At 64.6% G+C, this 14,017-nt stretch carries 10 protein-coding genes; all 10 read left to right on the top strand.

Annotated elements, in window-relative coordinates; genetic code table 11:
* Positions 1-82: 82 nt before the first annotated feature.
* Entirely contained in the window at positions 83-982 is a 900-nt protein-coding gene (locus tag K0P03_RS24990; protein ID WP_272790896.1) for a LysR family transcriptional regulator, read from the top strand.
* Between the two features lie 154 nt (positions 983-1,136).
* Positions 1,137-2,408 (top strand): ABC transporter substrate-binding protein, encoded by a 1,272-nt coding sequence (locus K0P03_RS24985; RefSeq protein ID WP_157255829.1) that lies wholly within the window; start codon positions 1,137-1,139, stop codon positions 2,406-2,408.
* Between the two features lie 14 nt (positions 2,409-2,422).
* On the top strand, positions 2,423-4,327 hold the full coding sequence (locus tag K0P03_RS24980) for an ATP-binding protein (RefSeq protein WP_272790895.1): 1,905 nt from the start codon (positions 2,423-2,425) through the stop codon (positions 4,325-4,327).
* The gene (locus K0P03_RS24975) at positions 4,324-5,652 is read left to right on the top strand and encodes a sigma-54-dependent transcriptional regulator (RefSeq protein ID WP_272790893.1); all 1,329 of its coding nucleotides are present in this window, start codon (positions 4,324-4,326) and stop codon (positions 5,650-5,652) included. The genes K0P03_RS24980 and K0P03_RS24975 overlap by 4 nt, the downstream gene beginning before the upstream one ends.
* Before the next feature lie 160 nt (positions 5,653-5,812).
* Positions 5,813-7,132 carry an extracellular solute-binding protein gene (locus tag K0P03_RS24970; RefSeq protein WP_023512693.1) on the top strand — a complete coding sequence of 440 codons (1,320 nt, stop codon included), beginning with the start codon at positions 5,813-5,815 and terminating at the stop codon, positions 7,130-7,132.
* Positions 7,133-7,258: 126 nt separating this feature from the next.
* The gene (locus K0P03_RS24965; RefSeq protein WP_272790892.1) at positions 7,259-8,971 is read left to right on the top strand and encodes an ABC transporter permease; all 1,713 of its coding nucleotides are present in this window, start codon (positions 7,259-7,261) and stop codon (positions 8,969-8,971) included.
* A gap of 17 nt (positions 8,972-8,988) precedes the next feature.
* Complete coding sequence (locus K0P03_RS24960) at positions 8,989-10,089, top strand: ABC transporter ATP-binding protein (RefSeq protein WP_272790891.1); 1,101 nt, start codon at positions 8,989-8,991, stop codon at positions 10,087-10,089.
* A 58-nt stretch (positions 10,090-10,147) separates the two neighbouring features.
* Positions 10,148-10,807 (top strand): histidine phosphatase family protein, encoded by a 660-nt coding sequence (locus K0P03_RS24955; RefSeq protein WP_272790890.1) that lies wholly within the window; start codon positions 10,148-10,150, stop codon positions 10,805-10,807.
* Positions 10,808-11,667: 860 nt separating this feature from the next.
* A complete protein-coding gene (locus K0P03_RS24950) occupies positions 11,668-13,212 on the top strand; it encodes a nucleobase:cation symporter-2 family protein (protein ID WP_443020606.1) in 1,545 nt (514 codons plus the stop codon).
* An 83-nt stretch (positions 13,213-13,295) separates the two neighbouring features.
* Positions 13,296-13,901 (top strand): nucleoside deaminase, encoded by a 606-nt coding sequence (locus K0P03_RS24945; RefSeq protein WP_024270398.1) that lies wholly within the window; start codon positions 13,296-13,298, stop codon positions 13,899-13,901.
* Positions 13,902-14,017: the final 116 nt, after the last annotated feature.

Raw genomic sequence — 14,017 nt, 5'->3', positions numbered from 1 at the left:
TGCGTTGAAGGAAGCCTATCGTTGAAAACTCATCGGCAGTTGCGGTATTAATTCGCCACACTGGTTCCTGAATGGATACAATATGGAGCACCTGAAGGACGTCTCGGTTTTCGTGGAAGCGGTCGATGCCGGTGGGTTCTCGGCAGCGGCGAAGCGGCTCAACCTGACACGCTCGGCCGTCGCCAAGACGATCGCACGCATGGAGACGCGGCTGAAGGTCAGGCTCTTTCATCGAACGACGCGCAGCCAGGGCATGACGGAAGAAGGCCGCTATTTCTATGAACGGTGCCTGAGGGCGATCGAGGAGATCCGGGCCGGCGAGGCCGAACTGGAATCGGGCCGGCGCGATGTCCGCGGCAAGCTGCGGGTCACGATGCCTGTCATCTTCGGCCGCCAATGCGTCGCGCCGCTGCTGATCGGCCTGCTGGACCACCATCCGGGGCTCGAACTCGATCTGTCCTTCAGCGACCGTGTCGCGGACCTGCGGGCCGACGGGTTCGATCTTGCGGTGCGCAATGGCCGTCTCAAGGACGATGCCGACACCGTCGTCCGGCGGGTCGCCTTTCAGCGCCTGACGGTCTGTGCCTCGCCGGCCTATATCGAGATGCATGGCGAACCACAGCGACTGGAGGATTTGCCGAACCACGAGGGCATCATCTATGGCAAGAGAGAGAGCCACGATACCTGGGTGTTTCCATCGCCCGATGACCCCTGGCGCGTCGTCCTGCCCCGCTCCCGCCTAAGGCTGGACGATCTCGAATCGATCCGGGATGCAGCCTGCCGCGGGTTGGGGCTCGCTTGGTTGCCCTGCTGGATGATCCGGAACGATGTTGCTGCGGGGCGGCTTCGACAGGTCCTGAAGGCTGTGCCGTCGGTCACCTTCGAAACCCACGCTGTCTGGCCGCGCTCCCCCGTCATGCTGCCGCGCGTCCGGCTGGCGATTGATACCCTGGCGGCTGGGCTGCCCGGCATGATGGAGTAGAGGGGAGATGTGGGGGCCGGGTGGACATCCTTCCGGCGTCCCGGCAATATCCGGGCTTCGTCATTGTCACATTCGCATCTTCACCGGAGGCACGCCCGTTTTGAACCGGCCGGGACACCATCGCGGCGCGGGCTGGCGTCTGTTGCTCGCTTTCATGCTGCTTTTTTCCGCGCATGAAGCACGGGCGGCAGACCTGTCGATCATCACCTCCTATCCGCCTTCCTTCTACGAGCCGTTCCAGCGTGCCTTCGAGGCGCGCAATCCGGATATCCGCGTTACGGTCGTGCAGCGCAACACCGGCAGTGCAAGCCGTTTCATCCTCGAAAAGCCCGAGGTCGCAGCGGATATCTTCTGGGCATCGGCGACGGACGCGTTCGAACTCCTGAAGCGCAAGGGTGCCCTGCGAGCGATCCAGCCGCGGCAGACCGGAGCGCCGGAGCGCATTCTCGGCTATCCCGTCAACGATCCGGAGGGCTTCTATCTGGGCTTCGCGCTGTCCGGTTATGGGCTCGTCTACAACGCCGCCTACCTGGCACAGTACGACCTGCCGGTGCCACAGAACTGGCAGGACCTGCTGATGCCCGTCTATGCCGGCCATATCGGCATCACGTCGCCCTCCCGTTCCGGTACCACGCATCTGATCGTCGAGGCGCTGTTGCAGACCTACGGCTGGGAGCGAGGCTGGGCGTTGCTGTCGGAGCTCGGTGGCAACCTCTCGACTGTGACGGCGCGCAGCTTCGGCGTCGCCTCGGGCGTTGCGCAGCGCCGCTTCGGCATCGGCGTGACGATCGACTTCCTTGCCAAGGCGCCTGATGTCTCGGGCGCGGAAAACGTCTTCGTGCTGACGCCGGATCCCCTCTACGTGCCGGCCAACATCGCCATCCTCTCGCGAGCAAGAAACGCGGAGGCTGCCGAGCGGTTCGTCGACTTCCTGTTCTCGCAGGAAGGGCAGGACATCCTCCTGCGCCCGGCGATCGGACGCATTCCGGTGCGGGCGGCGCTGAATGCCGGGTTGCTGCCCGCAGAAAATACTGGTGGGCTGCTGGCGGCGAACGGTTTCAACGCGCGCCTTTCGGCTGAGCGCTACGGCATCGTCAACCTGATCTTCGACGACTACATCGTCCGTCGCCGGGCGATGCTCGCCCGTCTCTGGGCACGGCTGCGGGCGCTTGAGGGCGAGGCTGCGGGGGATGCCGGCAGGCGCAGCACTTTGGCGAGTGTGCGCCGGCTGCTCGGCACACCCCCGCTCTCTTCCGAGGATGTCGAGAGATTGGCCGAAGGCCTGAAGGGGGAATGGCCGCGGGGCATTGCCCGCACGACCGAACAGCAGGCCTTTGCACGCGACATCCGCGGCGCCGTCGAGCGGAATCTTGCCCGGGCGGAAAGCCTGCTTGTTGGCATCTCGACCGCGGCCGGGCGGCGATGATAGAAGCCGCCGCCATGGAGACGAGCAAGAAATCACGATGGAACGGGCAGAGCCGCTGGCGTTTCGGTATCGGTGCGCGTCTTGGCGCGGCCTTCGTCGCCATCGTCGGCCTCGCCGTCTGCGCCAGCCTTGTCGGCTGGCTCTCCTACCGGGAATTGTCGGGCGAGCTTTCGCGCATCGCTGAAGTGCAGATGCCGCAGCTCGCTTTCGCCTCCCGGCTTTCCAAGGCGGGTGCCGATATCGGCTCGGTCACCGCCGCGCTGACCGGCGCGGAGACACGGGCGGAATATGACGAGACGAGGCGTGTCTATGCCGAACGGTTGGCGGCGCTGCAGGCGCTCCTGGAAAACCACGAGCCGGAGCCGTCGGTGCAATCCCTGCTGCCATTGGCGGCGTCGATCAACGGCAATCTCGCCCGGATCGACCTTGCCGCCGGCAAGCGCTTCACGCTGGCCGAGGCGATGCGCGCGGATGTGGAGGAGCTGCGCTGGGTTCAGGCCGATCTTATCGAAGAGGCCGATCCGTTGGTCGACGATATCCGCTTCAACATCGAGGCGGAGACACGCAACGGCCGCAGTGCCGCAGCGCTCGGAGAACAGCGGCGCAGCGAGGCGCTGCTCACCGTGGTGTCGCAGGCCAATCTTGCCACAGGGTTGATCGCACGGCTGGTCAGCAGTGCGACGGCGGAGGAGGTTCAGGAGGCCAATGCCTTTCTCGGTGACAGCGCGGACGAGCTTGCCGCGCGCCTTGCGACGCTGGAGGGCTGGCCGGACAGCCTGACGGTGCGCCAGCTCGCCCGGCGCATCCTGCAGCAATCCGATCCCGCGACCGGCACGCCCAACCGGAAGCGCTCCGAAATGCGCGAGGCGGGCCGGCTCGGAGAACTGGCAAAGGAGAACAGCCGGCTCGTCGCGGAACTCGGCCAGCGCATCGAGGCGGAGGTGGTGGCGATCGAGGCACGGGCGGGTACGGCGGCACAGCGGGCTGCCGCGGCCATCGATCTCGGGCGAAAGCTGCTTGCGGCCATCGCCGTGCTGGCGGTGGTGCTTGCCATCGGCATCGGCGTCTTCTACGTGCATCGCAGTCTGCTGGCGCGCATCGATCAGCTCGCCCATGCCGCGATGGCGATCAGTGCGGGCAATCCGGCGGTGCGGATTCCCGCCGGTGGTGACGACGAGTTGGCGGACCTCGCCCGGGCTCTCACCCTGTTTCGCCAGACGCGTGACGAGCTGGTGCAGTCGGCCAAGCTGGCGGCGCTGGGTCAGATGGCGGCGGGCATCGGGCACGAACTGAACCAGCCGCTCGCGGCGATCCGCGCGCATATTCACAGTGGGTCGACGCTGATTGCGCGCGGCAACAGCGAGCAGGCGCTGAACAATTTGGAAAAGATCCGCGCTCTGACAGCCCGCATGGCCGGCCAGATCAGCCATATCCGTCGCTTCGCGCGCCGGCCGGATGCGGAGCTGCACCCCGTCGATCTTCCGGCCGTCGTACATGAAGCCCTGAGCCTTCTAGAGCACCGCTTCGAGGAGGAGCGGGTGACACTGAAGCTCGCCCTGCCGCCCGATATGCCGCGCGTGATGGCCGAACCGGTGCGGCTGGAGCAGGTCGTGGTGAACCTCATCGCCAATGCGCTCGATGCCGTCGCCGGTCGGCCTGAACGGATGGTGACGGTGACGGCCGAGAAAAGCGATGCGGGGGCGAGCCTGATCGTCGGTGATACTGGCGCGGGTATCGCCGCGAAGGATCGCGGCGCAGTCTTCGACCCCTTCTTCACCACCAAGCCGGTCGGCGCCGGGCTCGGGCTCGGCCTTTCCATTTCCTACAACATTATCAAAGACTTCGGCGCCGATATCAGCGTGCTGGAGACCGGGCCCGGCGGCACGCGCTTCATCGTGTCCCTGAAAGGAGCGGCATGACCGCATCGACCGACATCATTCTCGTCGACGACGACGCCAATGTGCTAGACGCCTGCCGCGAACTGCTCGAGATCGAGGGATTTCGCGTCAGCGCGCATGGCTCCGTCGCCGCTGCGCTTTCCGGCCTGCAGGCGGACAGCGAGGCGGTGATCGTGTCGGATGTGCGCATGCCCCAGCAGGACGGCTTCGACCTTCTCGCCGCCGTGCGGGCCATCGACCGGGAGATTCCCATCGTGCTGATGACAGGCCATGGCGATATCCCGATGGCACTGCGCGCCATGCGGGATGGTGCCTGGGACTTCCTCGAAAAGCCGGCCGACCCGGTCCATCTCATCGAGACCGTACGTCGTGCGCTCGCCCATCGCCGGTTGCTCGTCGAAAACCGACGTCTGCGCCTTTCCGTTGCCATGGATGGTTGGGAGGCGCGGCTGATCGGCCATTCGGCGCCGATGGTGCTGCTGCGTGAGCGACTGCAGCGCATCGCCGGGGCCGCGACCGACATCCTCGTTCTGGGGGAAACCGGCACCGGCAAGGAGGTGACGGCGCGGGCGCTGCACGATTTCAGTGGGCGCAAGGGCCGCTTCGTCGCGGTCAATTGTGGCGCGATCCCGGAGACCATGCTGGAATCGGAACTGTTCGGCCATGAGGCCGGCGCCTTCACCGGGGCGAAGGACAAGCGCATCGGCAAGATCGAACATGCCGACGGCGGCACGCTCTTCCTCGACGAGATCGAATCCATGCCGCTGTCCGCGCAGGTCCGCCTGCTGCGTGTGCTTCAGGAGCGCGTCATCGAGCGGCTCGGCTCGAACGACGAGGTTGCGGTCGATCTCCAGGTCGTTGCCGCGACGAAGGCGGACCTGCATCAGCTCGCCCGGCAGGGCAGGTTTCGCGAGGACCTTGCCTACCGGCTCGACATCGCCCGCGTGGAGCTTCCCGCGCTTTCGGCGCGTCGGGGCGACGTGGCGCTGCTCTTCCGTCACTTCCTCGATCTTGCCGCCCGCCGCCAGGGCCGCGCGGCGCCGCATGTGGATGCGACCTTCCTTGCCGATCTCGACCGCCGCAGCTGGCCGGGCAATGTGCGGGAGCTGCGCAATGTTGCCGAGCGCTATGTGCTCGGCCTGGAAGACCTGCCGGTCGGCGGGAGCGGGTCATCCGGGGAAACACTGGAGGCGCGCATGGATCGGGTGGAGCGGGCGATCCTCGTCGACAGCCTCGCCGAGCAAGACGGCCGTATCGGCACGACGGCCGATGCACTCGGCATCTCGCGCAAGACGCTCTATCTCAAGATGCGCAAGCACGGCCTCGGGGGCGAGGAGGAGGCGTGAGGTTACCGTTCTGACCCCGAGAATTGGGGGCGATGTTACCTTTCTTTCCCATTCTTCGGGCGGAAACACCGGTTTTCCGGGATTTTCGAAACTGGCACGGGCCTTGCTGACATCCTGATGACCGCCGGAGAGCCGGCGGTGCCATTGGGAGGAAAACCATATGCTCAAGACCATTGCCGCGGCGATGCTGATGTCGGCTGCCGCTCTTTCGACTGTTCATGCTGAGGACGGCGGAAAGGTCACCGTCATCACGTCCTTCTCCAAGGACGTCACCGATCCCTTCAAGGCCGGCTTCGAGGCCGCCAATCCCGGCTATACGCTCGACGTGCAGAACAAGAGCACGAGTTCCGGCGTCAAGTTCGTCGACGAGACGAAGGCCAACAACCAGGTCGACCTGTTCTGGGCTTCCGCGCCTGATGCTTTCGAGAATCTGAAGGGCCGCAACCTGCTCGCCAAGTTTGCTCCGTCCGTCACGGGCCTGCCGGAGAAGGTCGGCTCTTATCCCGTCAACGATCCGGATGGCTACTATTTCGGCTTTGCCGCGTCCGGCTACGGCATCATGTCGAACGACCGCTATCTGGAGGCCAATAACCTGCCGCAGCCCACGGAATGGAGCGATCTGCTGAAGCCGGAGTATCATGATCACATCGCGATCGCTGCGCCTTCGCGTTCCGGCACGACGCATCTCACCATCGAGACCATCCTCCAGGGTGAGGGCTGGGAAAAGGGCTGGGCGACGCTGACGGGCATCGGCGGCAACCTCCAGCAGGTGACGGAACGCTCCTTTGGCGTGCCGGATGCGGTGAACTCCGGCCAGACGGGTATCGGCATCGTCATCGACTTCTTCGCCTTCTCCGCCAAGGCGAGTGGTTTCCCCGTCAGCTTCAGCTATCCCTCGATCACCACCGTCGTGCCGGCCAATGTCGGCATCATTGCCAATGCACCGAACCCGAAGGGCGCCGAAGCCTTCGTGAACTACCTGCTGTCGGAAAAGGGGCAGGCCGTTCTGCTCGAACCGGCAATCCGCCGCCTGCCGATCAATCCGGCGCTCTACAAGGACGCACCCGAAGGCTTCCCGAATCCCTTCGAGGATCCGCGCTTCCAGTCGATGATCACCTTCGATTCGGATGTTTCCAAGAAGCGCACGGATGTCGTCGATGCCCTCTATGACCAGCTGATCACCTTCCAGCTCGACAGCCTGCGCGATGCGACCAAGGCGATCCATGCTGCTGAGAAGGCATTGGCGAGCAACGACCAGGCCGAAGCGCGGGCGCTGATCGCCGAAGCGCACGGCCTGATCTCCAAGATGCCGGTCACGGCGGAGGAAGCTGCGAGCGACGAAATGCGCGCCGCCTTCACCGGCGGCGAGGAGAAGACGGCCCGCCAGGCCGAGCTGGAACAGGCGTGGGCGGCATTCGCCGGCGAGAAATACGCTGCCGCCAAGACCAAGGCCGAGCAGGCGCTCGACCTCATCGACTGACGCCCCGAGGGTTTCCGCGTCTCCTTGAGAGCGGAAACCCTCTCCCTCCTGTTTTCCCGTCCTGTCTTCGTTCCCCCGGTGCCCATCGGCCGCCGGGCCGGCCGATCTCATTCCGGAGACTGCCTCATGGCTTTCGCACTTTCATCCCTTCCTGCCCGGCGCATTATGGCGCGGCCCGGCCAGGTTCTGGCGGTGACGCTGATTGCGCTGTTTCTCGCGATCTTCCTCGTCATTCCCGCCGGAACGGTGATCTACACCGCCTTCACGGAGAAGGGCACCGGCGCGCTCACCGCCGTCAACTTCGTCGACTTCTTCAGGACCGACCTCTTCCGTCGCTCCTTCTTCAATTCCGTCTATGTATCGGCCATGTCCGTCGTCTGGGCGAGCGCCATCGCGTTGCCGCTCGCGGTCCTGACGACGCGCTTCGACTTTCGCGGATCGCTGGTCATCCAGACGCTCGGCTTCGTGCCGCTCATCATGCCGCCCTTCGTCGGCGCGGTTGCCATGCAGCTGCTGTTCGGCCGCAATGGCACCGTCAACCTTCTGCTCAACGACTGGTTCGGCGTCCGCATTCCTTTCATGGAAGGCCTGAACGGCGTCATCTTCGTGCAGTCGCTGCACTATTTCCCCTTCATCCTGATCAACCTCTCCACCAGCCTGCGCAACATCGACCGGTCGATGGAGGAGGCGGCGCAGAACCTCGGCTCGTCCGGCATGCGCCTCTTCCGCCGCATCGTCTTCCCGCTCGCCATGCCCGGCTACCTCGCCGGCGCATCGCTCGTCTTCGTCAAGGTCTTCGACGATCTCGCGACGCCGCTTCTCCTCAACGTCAAGGACATGCTGGCACCGCAGGCCTATCTGCGCGTGACCTCGGTCGGCCTGACCGACCCGATGGGCTACGTCATCTCCGTCATCCTCATCGTCGTTTCGATTTTCGCCATGTGGCTGTCGGCGGTCGCCATGCGCGGCAAGGACTATGCCACCACCCAGCGCGGCGGCGGTGGCCTGTCGCGGCGCAAGCTTGGCCTCGGCGAAAGCATCCTTGCCTACGGTGTCGTCGGCCTCATCCTCCTGCTCGTGCTCTCACCGCATATCGGCCTGCTCATGCTGTCCTTCGCCACGGTCTGGTCCTTCAGCCCGTTGCCGGATGCGGTGACGCTGGCACATTACGGCCGCGTCTTCGGTGAAAGCTCGATCTACATCAAGAACACGCTGATCTACGCGACGCTTGCCGGCCTCATCGACGTGGTCGTCGGCGGTGCCATCGCTTATCTCGTGCTGCGCACCAAGATCGTCGGCCGCCGCTGGCTCGACTGGGCGGCGACCTCGGCGCTTGCCATTCCCGGTGTCGTGCTCGGGATCGGCTATCTGCGCACCTTCTACGGCGTGACGCTGCCGGATGGTACGCCGCTCGCCACGCTTTGGGTCATGGTCGTGCTGGCGCTCGCCATCCGACGCCTACCCTATGCACTGCGGGCCTGCTATGCCGCCCTGCAACAGGTGTCGGAATCGCTGGAAGAGGCGGCGGAAAACCTCGGGGCGACCAAGCAGCGGACCATCCGCCGCATCGTGCTGCCGCTGATGACGGGCGGGCTTCTTGCTGGCTTCGTCACCAGTTTCTCGACAGCTGCCGTCGAGCTCTCCGCGACGCTGATGCTCATCCAGAGCAATTCCGACGCCCCGCTCGCCTACGGCCTCTACGTCTTCATGCAATCGCCGGCCGGCCGCGGCCCCGGCGCTGCGCTCGGCGTCATCGCGGTCGTCATGGTCGCGCTCTGCACGCTGTTGTCCCACTACGTCATCGAGCGCCGCCAGAAGGCGCTCGGCATCGGCAAATGATCCGGGAGGAACGGACTATGACCATCAATATCGACAAGGCGACCCTTGCGGACAGCCCCGCCAAGGCGATCAGCATCCGCGACGTGAACCTCTACTACGGTTCGCTGCATGTGCTGAAGGACATCAACCTCGATATCCAGCCCGGCGAGTTCTTCGCCTTCCTCGGCCCGTCCGGTTGCGGGAAGACGACGCTGCTGCGCCTCATCGCCGGCTTCAACCAGGCCCAAAACGGTGCGGTCGTCGTCGGCGGCGAGGATGTGCTCGACATGCCGCCGTGGAAGCGCGACATCGGCATGGTGTTCCAGTCCTACGCGCTCTGGCCGCACATGACCGTCGCGCGCAACGTCGCCTTCGGCCTCGAGGAACGGCGCCTGCCGCGCGCCGAGGTGGACAAGCGGGTGGCTGCGGCCCTCGCGCTGGTCGGGCTCTCGCATCTTGCCGACCGGCGGCCCTCGCAGCTTTCCGGCGGCCAGCAGCAGCGCGTGGCGCTTGCCCGCACCATCGCTATCGAGCCGAAGGTGCTGCTGCTCGACGAGCCGCTGTCGAACCTGGACGCGAAGATGCGCGTGGAGGTGCGGCGGGAGCTGCGTGAGCTCCAGCAGCGACTGAAGCTCACCACCATCTTCGTCACCCACGACCAGGAGGAGGCGAACACGGTCTGCGACCGCATCGCCGTCTTCAACGAGGGCCGTATCCAGCAGGTCGGCACGCCGATGCATCTCTACGAGAAGCCGGCCAATCTCTTCGTCGCCAACTTCCTCGGCACGGCCAATATCCTGGAGGGCAGTGTGAAGGGCGAGGGCGCGACGCGCAGCTTCGAGGTTGCCGGTGGCGGCAGCATCCCGGTCCCGGCCGGTGTCGAGGTTCCGGCCGGTGCCAAGCTCGTTTTCCGGCCGCAATATGCGACGATCGGCACGGTCGAAACCGATGCCGTCCCGCTTTCCGGCACCATCGCGCACCGGGAGTTCCTCGGTGCCACGGTGCGCTACGGCGTGGAGGTGGGCAAGGCGACGGTGCTGGTCGATGCCCCCTTCCATTCCGGCGACGGCCTGCTTGCTCCGGGCAGCCAGACAATGCTCGGCATCAAGCCGGCCTCCGTTCTGTGGCTTGCCGATTGACCCTCCTTGCCTTCGCCGCCCCGGCGGCGAAGGTTTCTCCATGCAAAGGCCTCATGACATGACCGATACTCTGCCCACCCTCCTCGTCATTCGCCACGGGGAGACCCAATGGAACGTCGCCGGGCGCCTGCAAGGAAGCCGCGATACGCCGCTCACCGCCAATGGCGTGCGACAGGCGCAGGCCGTAGCTGTACGGCTTTCGGAAACCGTGGCCGGCCTGCAGGATGCGGCCCTCTGGGTGAGCCCTCTTGGCCGTGCCCGGCAGACCGCCTCCATCCTCGCCGATATCTGGGCGGTGCCCTTCGACCGCTTTGCCGAGGAGCCACGGCTTGCCGAGCGCAGCTACGGCGTTTGGGAAGGGCGCCTGCACGATGAGATCGAACGGGATCTGCCGGAGCAATATGGCGCAAACGCATCCGACCCCTGGGAGTACGCGATGCCGAGCGGCGAGAGCCGGACGGGGCTGACCGGGCGGTTGCAGGCATGGCTCCAGACCCTCGATCCGGCCCGCCCGCATATCGCCGTCACCCATAGCGGTTGCCTGCGCGCCTTGCGTGGTCTCTATACGCGCGCCTCACGCGCCGAGATCCTTGCCTATCGCGAGCCGCAGACGGCGGCGTTTCTCCTGACCGACCGGGCCGAGAGGCTGCTCGACGTCGCCCCTAACCTGCTGAAAGCATTCGGATGCGAAGGCGAAGGGAGGACCGTCTGGATATAGGGTACGATGGCGCTTGCCGCGTGCTTTTGGGTGCCCTGTTGGAAACAGACGGCAACCATCCAGGCGCGGCGCCTGCACGCGACAATCCTCATCTCTCGCGCTTCGACGGTAGGAGAAAAAACTACGCTATCCCGGGCAAGTTGGAATGCACGCTCTCGATTAGATTAAATTCTATAGATTATATAATTTATCGAACTGTCGGAGGAGAACATCGTGACGATTGCAGGCTGCCGGCCAAGATAGTCCTGGCATCGCAATCAGATCCGAAATCCGCGACCTGCATCAGCGCTCCGCGACGCCCCTCTCTGGCAATGTCGACCGCGCGTTGCCGGTCCGTTTCCCTGAAGGTCTTTTGCCATTTCTGCAAAGATGCGACCGGATGGAGCGCATCCTCGAGGCTGGGACACCTTGATTTGGCTAGACATTGCCGGGCACGCCGCTGCGTCCTGCCAATAGGGGGGCGCTCGTTTGCGTCCTCGGTGATCAGCGCTGGCGCTTGACAGGCTCGGCTAAAAGAATGCAGGATTTGTAACAGTGCAGGTTTAGGCCTCACATGAAATGCCCCGCTCAACGCAAGTTGATGACGATCCGGAGCTCGCACCTCCTGGAACAGGGTCCTGGCGAAACCGGTCAACCGACCGGTCCAACTGTGGAAACTGGTGGGGCATGCAGAGAAATACTCTCTTTCCAGATGACTGTTGTTTGGGCCGCGCCTGGGGCCGCGCTTCGGCGCCTTGTTGCCGTCCGCTCAGCGCCTGCTTGGCAATGTGCCATCGGGTTTTTCGCGCGCGCCAGTACTGCAACCGGCAGGGAGCGCCGGCGAGAGGTGAGGTTCCGGTATGCGCCAGCGCCCCGGCGCCATGCCGAAGCAATCGACCGAAACGGGGAAAATCGCAGAATTCAACGCAAGCAAAGGTAGGGAGGAGTTTACCTTGGCACATGCAGACGAAGAAAGTGCAACCGTCGCACGCCCGGAAGACGAAAAACTCAGCGTCGGCGCCAACATCGCCTATGGGCTTCAACATGTCCTGACGATGTATGGCGGTATCGTCGCCGTACCGCTGATCGTCGGCCAGGCCGCGGGACTGAGCCCGAGCGATGTCGGCCTGCTGGTCACGGCATCGCTGTTTGCCGGCGGCCTTGCCACCATCCTGCAGACCCTCGGACTGCCATTCTTCGGCAGCCGCCTGCCGCTGGTGCAGGGTGTTTCGTTCTCCGGCGTTGCGACGATGGTGGCGATATCGGGCAATGGCGGCATTCCGTCCATCCTGGGCGCCGTTATCGCCGCTTCGCTGATCGGGTTGCTGATCACGCCGGTCTTCTCGCGCATCACCCGCTTTTTCCCGCCGCTCGTCACGGGCATCGTCATCACCACGATCGGGTTGACGCTGATGCCGGTCGCCGCCTTCTGGGCCATGGGCGGTAACAGCAGCTCGCCTGATTTCGGTAGCCCGGCCAACATCCAGCTCGCCGCTGTGACACTGGCCATCGTTCTCCTGCTCAGCAAGGTCGGCAGCGCTTCGATCTCGCGGCTGTCCATCCTGCTCGCGCTTGTGATCGGGACAGGCATTGCCTATGCCGTCGGCATGACCGATTTCTCGCAGGTGTCGAACGGTCCCTTCTTCGCGCTGCCGACCATCTTCCACTTCGGCTACCCGACCTTCGAGATCGCCGCCATCATCTCCATGCTTATCGTCATCATCGTCACGCTGGTGGAGACATCGGCCGATATTCTCGCCGTAGGCGAGATCGTCGAGACGAAGGTGGATTCGCGCCGTCTGGGCGATGGCCTGCGCGCCGATATGCTGTCGAGCATTCTCGCACCGATCTTCGGCTCGTTCACGCAAAGCGCCTTTGCGCAAAATGTCGGGCTTGTCGCCGTCACCGGCGTCAAGAGCCGCTATGTGGTGGCGACCGGAGGCCTTTTCCTCGTGATCCTCGGCTTGCTGCCGGTCATGGGGCGTGTCGTGGCGGCAGTGCCGAGTTCGGTTCTCGGTGGCGCCGGCATCGTGTTGTTCGGCACGGTCGCGGCCAGCGGCATCCGAACCCTCTCCAAGGTCGACTACCAGAACAACATGAACCTGGTGATTGTCGCGACCTCAATCGGCTTCGGTATGATCCCCATCGCCTCGCCCGGCTTCTACGAGCACTTTCCGGCCTGGGTCGCGACGATTTTCCATTCCGGCATCAGTTCTGCTGCCCTGATGGCGATCGTCCTCAACCTGCTGTTCAACCATGTCAAGGCCGGCAATTCGGACCAGCAGTCCGTCTTCGTGGCGGCCACCGAGCGAACGATCCGCTACACCGATATCGCCCGGCTTCATGACGGCGACTACTTCCTCAATGGCAAGCTCTATGACGCCAAGGGCGTCGAGATCCCGATGATCCCGGAGGCTGCGCACTGAGGGCGCCCGACACCCCCCTGGCTCCGGATCGTGCCCTGTCCCTGATCCGGACCACCTTTTCCCACGACACCAACGGAGACACAATGTCAGAAGAAACCGAAACCCGAAGCCTGCTCGATGCCCTGTTCGGCACGATGGAGGACGGCATCATCCCCACCACGGAGGTCGGCGTTGCTGCCGGCAACAAGGTCTTCGGCGCGGCGCTGCTGCGCAAGTCGGACCTGTCCACGGTGCTCGTCGAGACCAACAACGAGACGGAAAATCCGCTGTGGCACGGGGAGGTCCACACCCTGAAGCGGTTCTACGAGATGCCGCAATGCGATCGGCCGGACTCCAAGGACCTCATCTTCCTGTCGACGCACGAGCCTTGCTCGATGTGTCTGTCGGCGATCACCTGGGCCGGGTTCGACAATTTCTTCTACTTCTTCAGTCACGAGGATTCCCGCGACGCGTTCTCCATCCCGCACGACCTGAAGATACTGAAGGAGGTCTTCACGCTCGACGCCGGCGGCTACAACAGAACGAATGCCTTCTGGAAGGGACAGTCGATCCACGCACTGATCGACCGTCTTCCCGAGCCGCAGCGGTCGCAGTTCAAGGAACGCGCCGAGGCCATCCGGCTGAAATATGACGATCTCTCGGTCGTCTACCAGACAAGCAAGGACGGCAACGCCATTCCCCTCAACTGATACCTCCCCCGGATGCGCCGCCGGCGGCTTGTCCCGCCGGTGGTGCGTTTGGCGTTGGGGCACCGACATCCGGTCGGAGCGACGAGCCGGCGAGGCACATGCGCTGCGGCTCGCCG

The organism is Shinella sp. HY16 (assembly GCF_028534175.1).
Taxonomy (GTDB): Bacteria; Pseudomonadota; Alphaproteobacteria; order Rhizobiales; family Rhizobiaceae; genus Shinella.
This window is presented reverse-complemented; position numbering and strand designations above follow the sequence as displayed.

What these genes read in the sequence shown, in the direction of transcription:
- K0P03_RS24985 (WP_157255829.1), top strand. Translation starts at nt 1,137, where the DNA reads ATGCTGCTTTTTTCCGCGCATGAAGCACGGGCGGCAGACCTGTCGATC.
- K0P03_RS24965 (WP_272790892.1), top strand. Translation starts at nt 7,259, where the DNA reads ATGGCTTTCGCACTTTCATCCCTTCCTGCCCGGCGCATTATGGCGCGG.
- K0P03_RS24955 (WP_272790890.1), top strand. Translation starts at nt 10,148, where the DNA reads ATGACCGATACTCTGCCCACCCTCCTCGTCATTCGCCACGGGGAGACC.
- K0P03_RS24960 (WP_272790891.1), top strand. Translation starts at nt 8,989, where the DNA reads ATGACCATCAATATCGACAAGGCGACCCTTGCGGACAGCCCCGCCAAG.
- K0P03_RS24970 (WP_023512693.1), top strand. Translation starts at nt 5,813, where the DNA reads ATGCTCAAGACCATTGCCGCGGCGATGCTGATGTCGGCTGCCGCTCTT.
- K0P03_RS24950 (WP_443020606.1), top strand. Translation starts at nt 11,668, where the DNA reads ATGCCGAAGCAATCGACCGAAACGGGGAAAATCGCAGAATTCAACGCA.
- K0P03_RS24980 (WP_272790895.1), top strand. Translation starts at nt 2,423, where the DNA reads ATGGAGACGAGCAAGAAATCACGATGGAACGGGCAGAGCCGCTGGCGT.
- K0P03_RS24990 (WP_272790896.1), top strand. Translation starts at nt 83, where the DNA reads ATGGAGCACCTGAAGGACGTCTCGGTTTTCGTGGAAGCGGTCGATGCC.
- K0P03_RS24975 (WP_272790893.1), top strand. Translation starts at nt 4,324, where the DNA reads ATGACCGCATCGACCGACATCATTCTCGTCGACGACGACGCCAATGTG.
- K0P03_RS24945 (WP_024270398.1), top strand. Translation starts at nt 13,296, where the DNA reads ATGTCAGAAGAAACCGAAACCCGAAGCCTGCTCGATGCCCTGTTCGGC.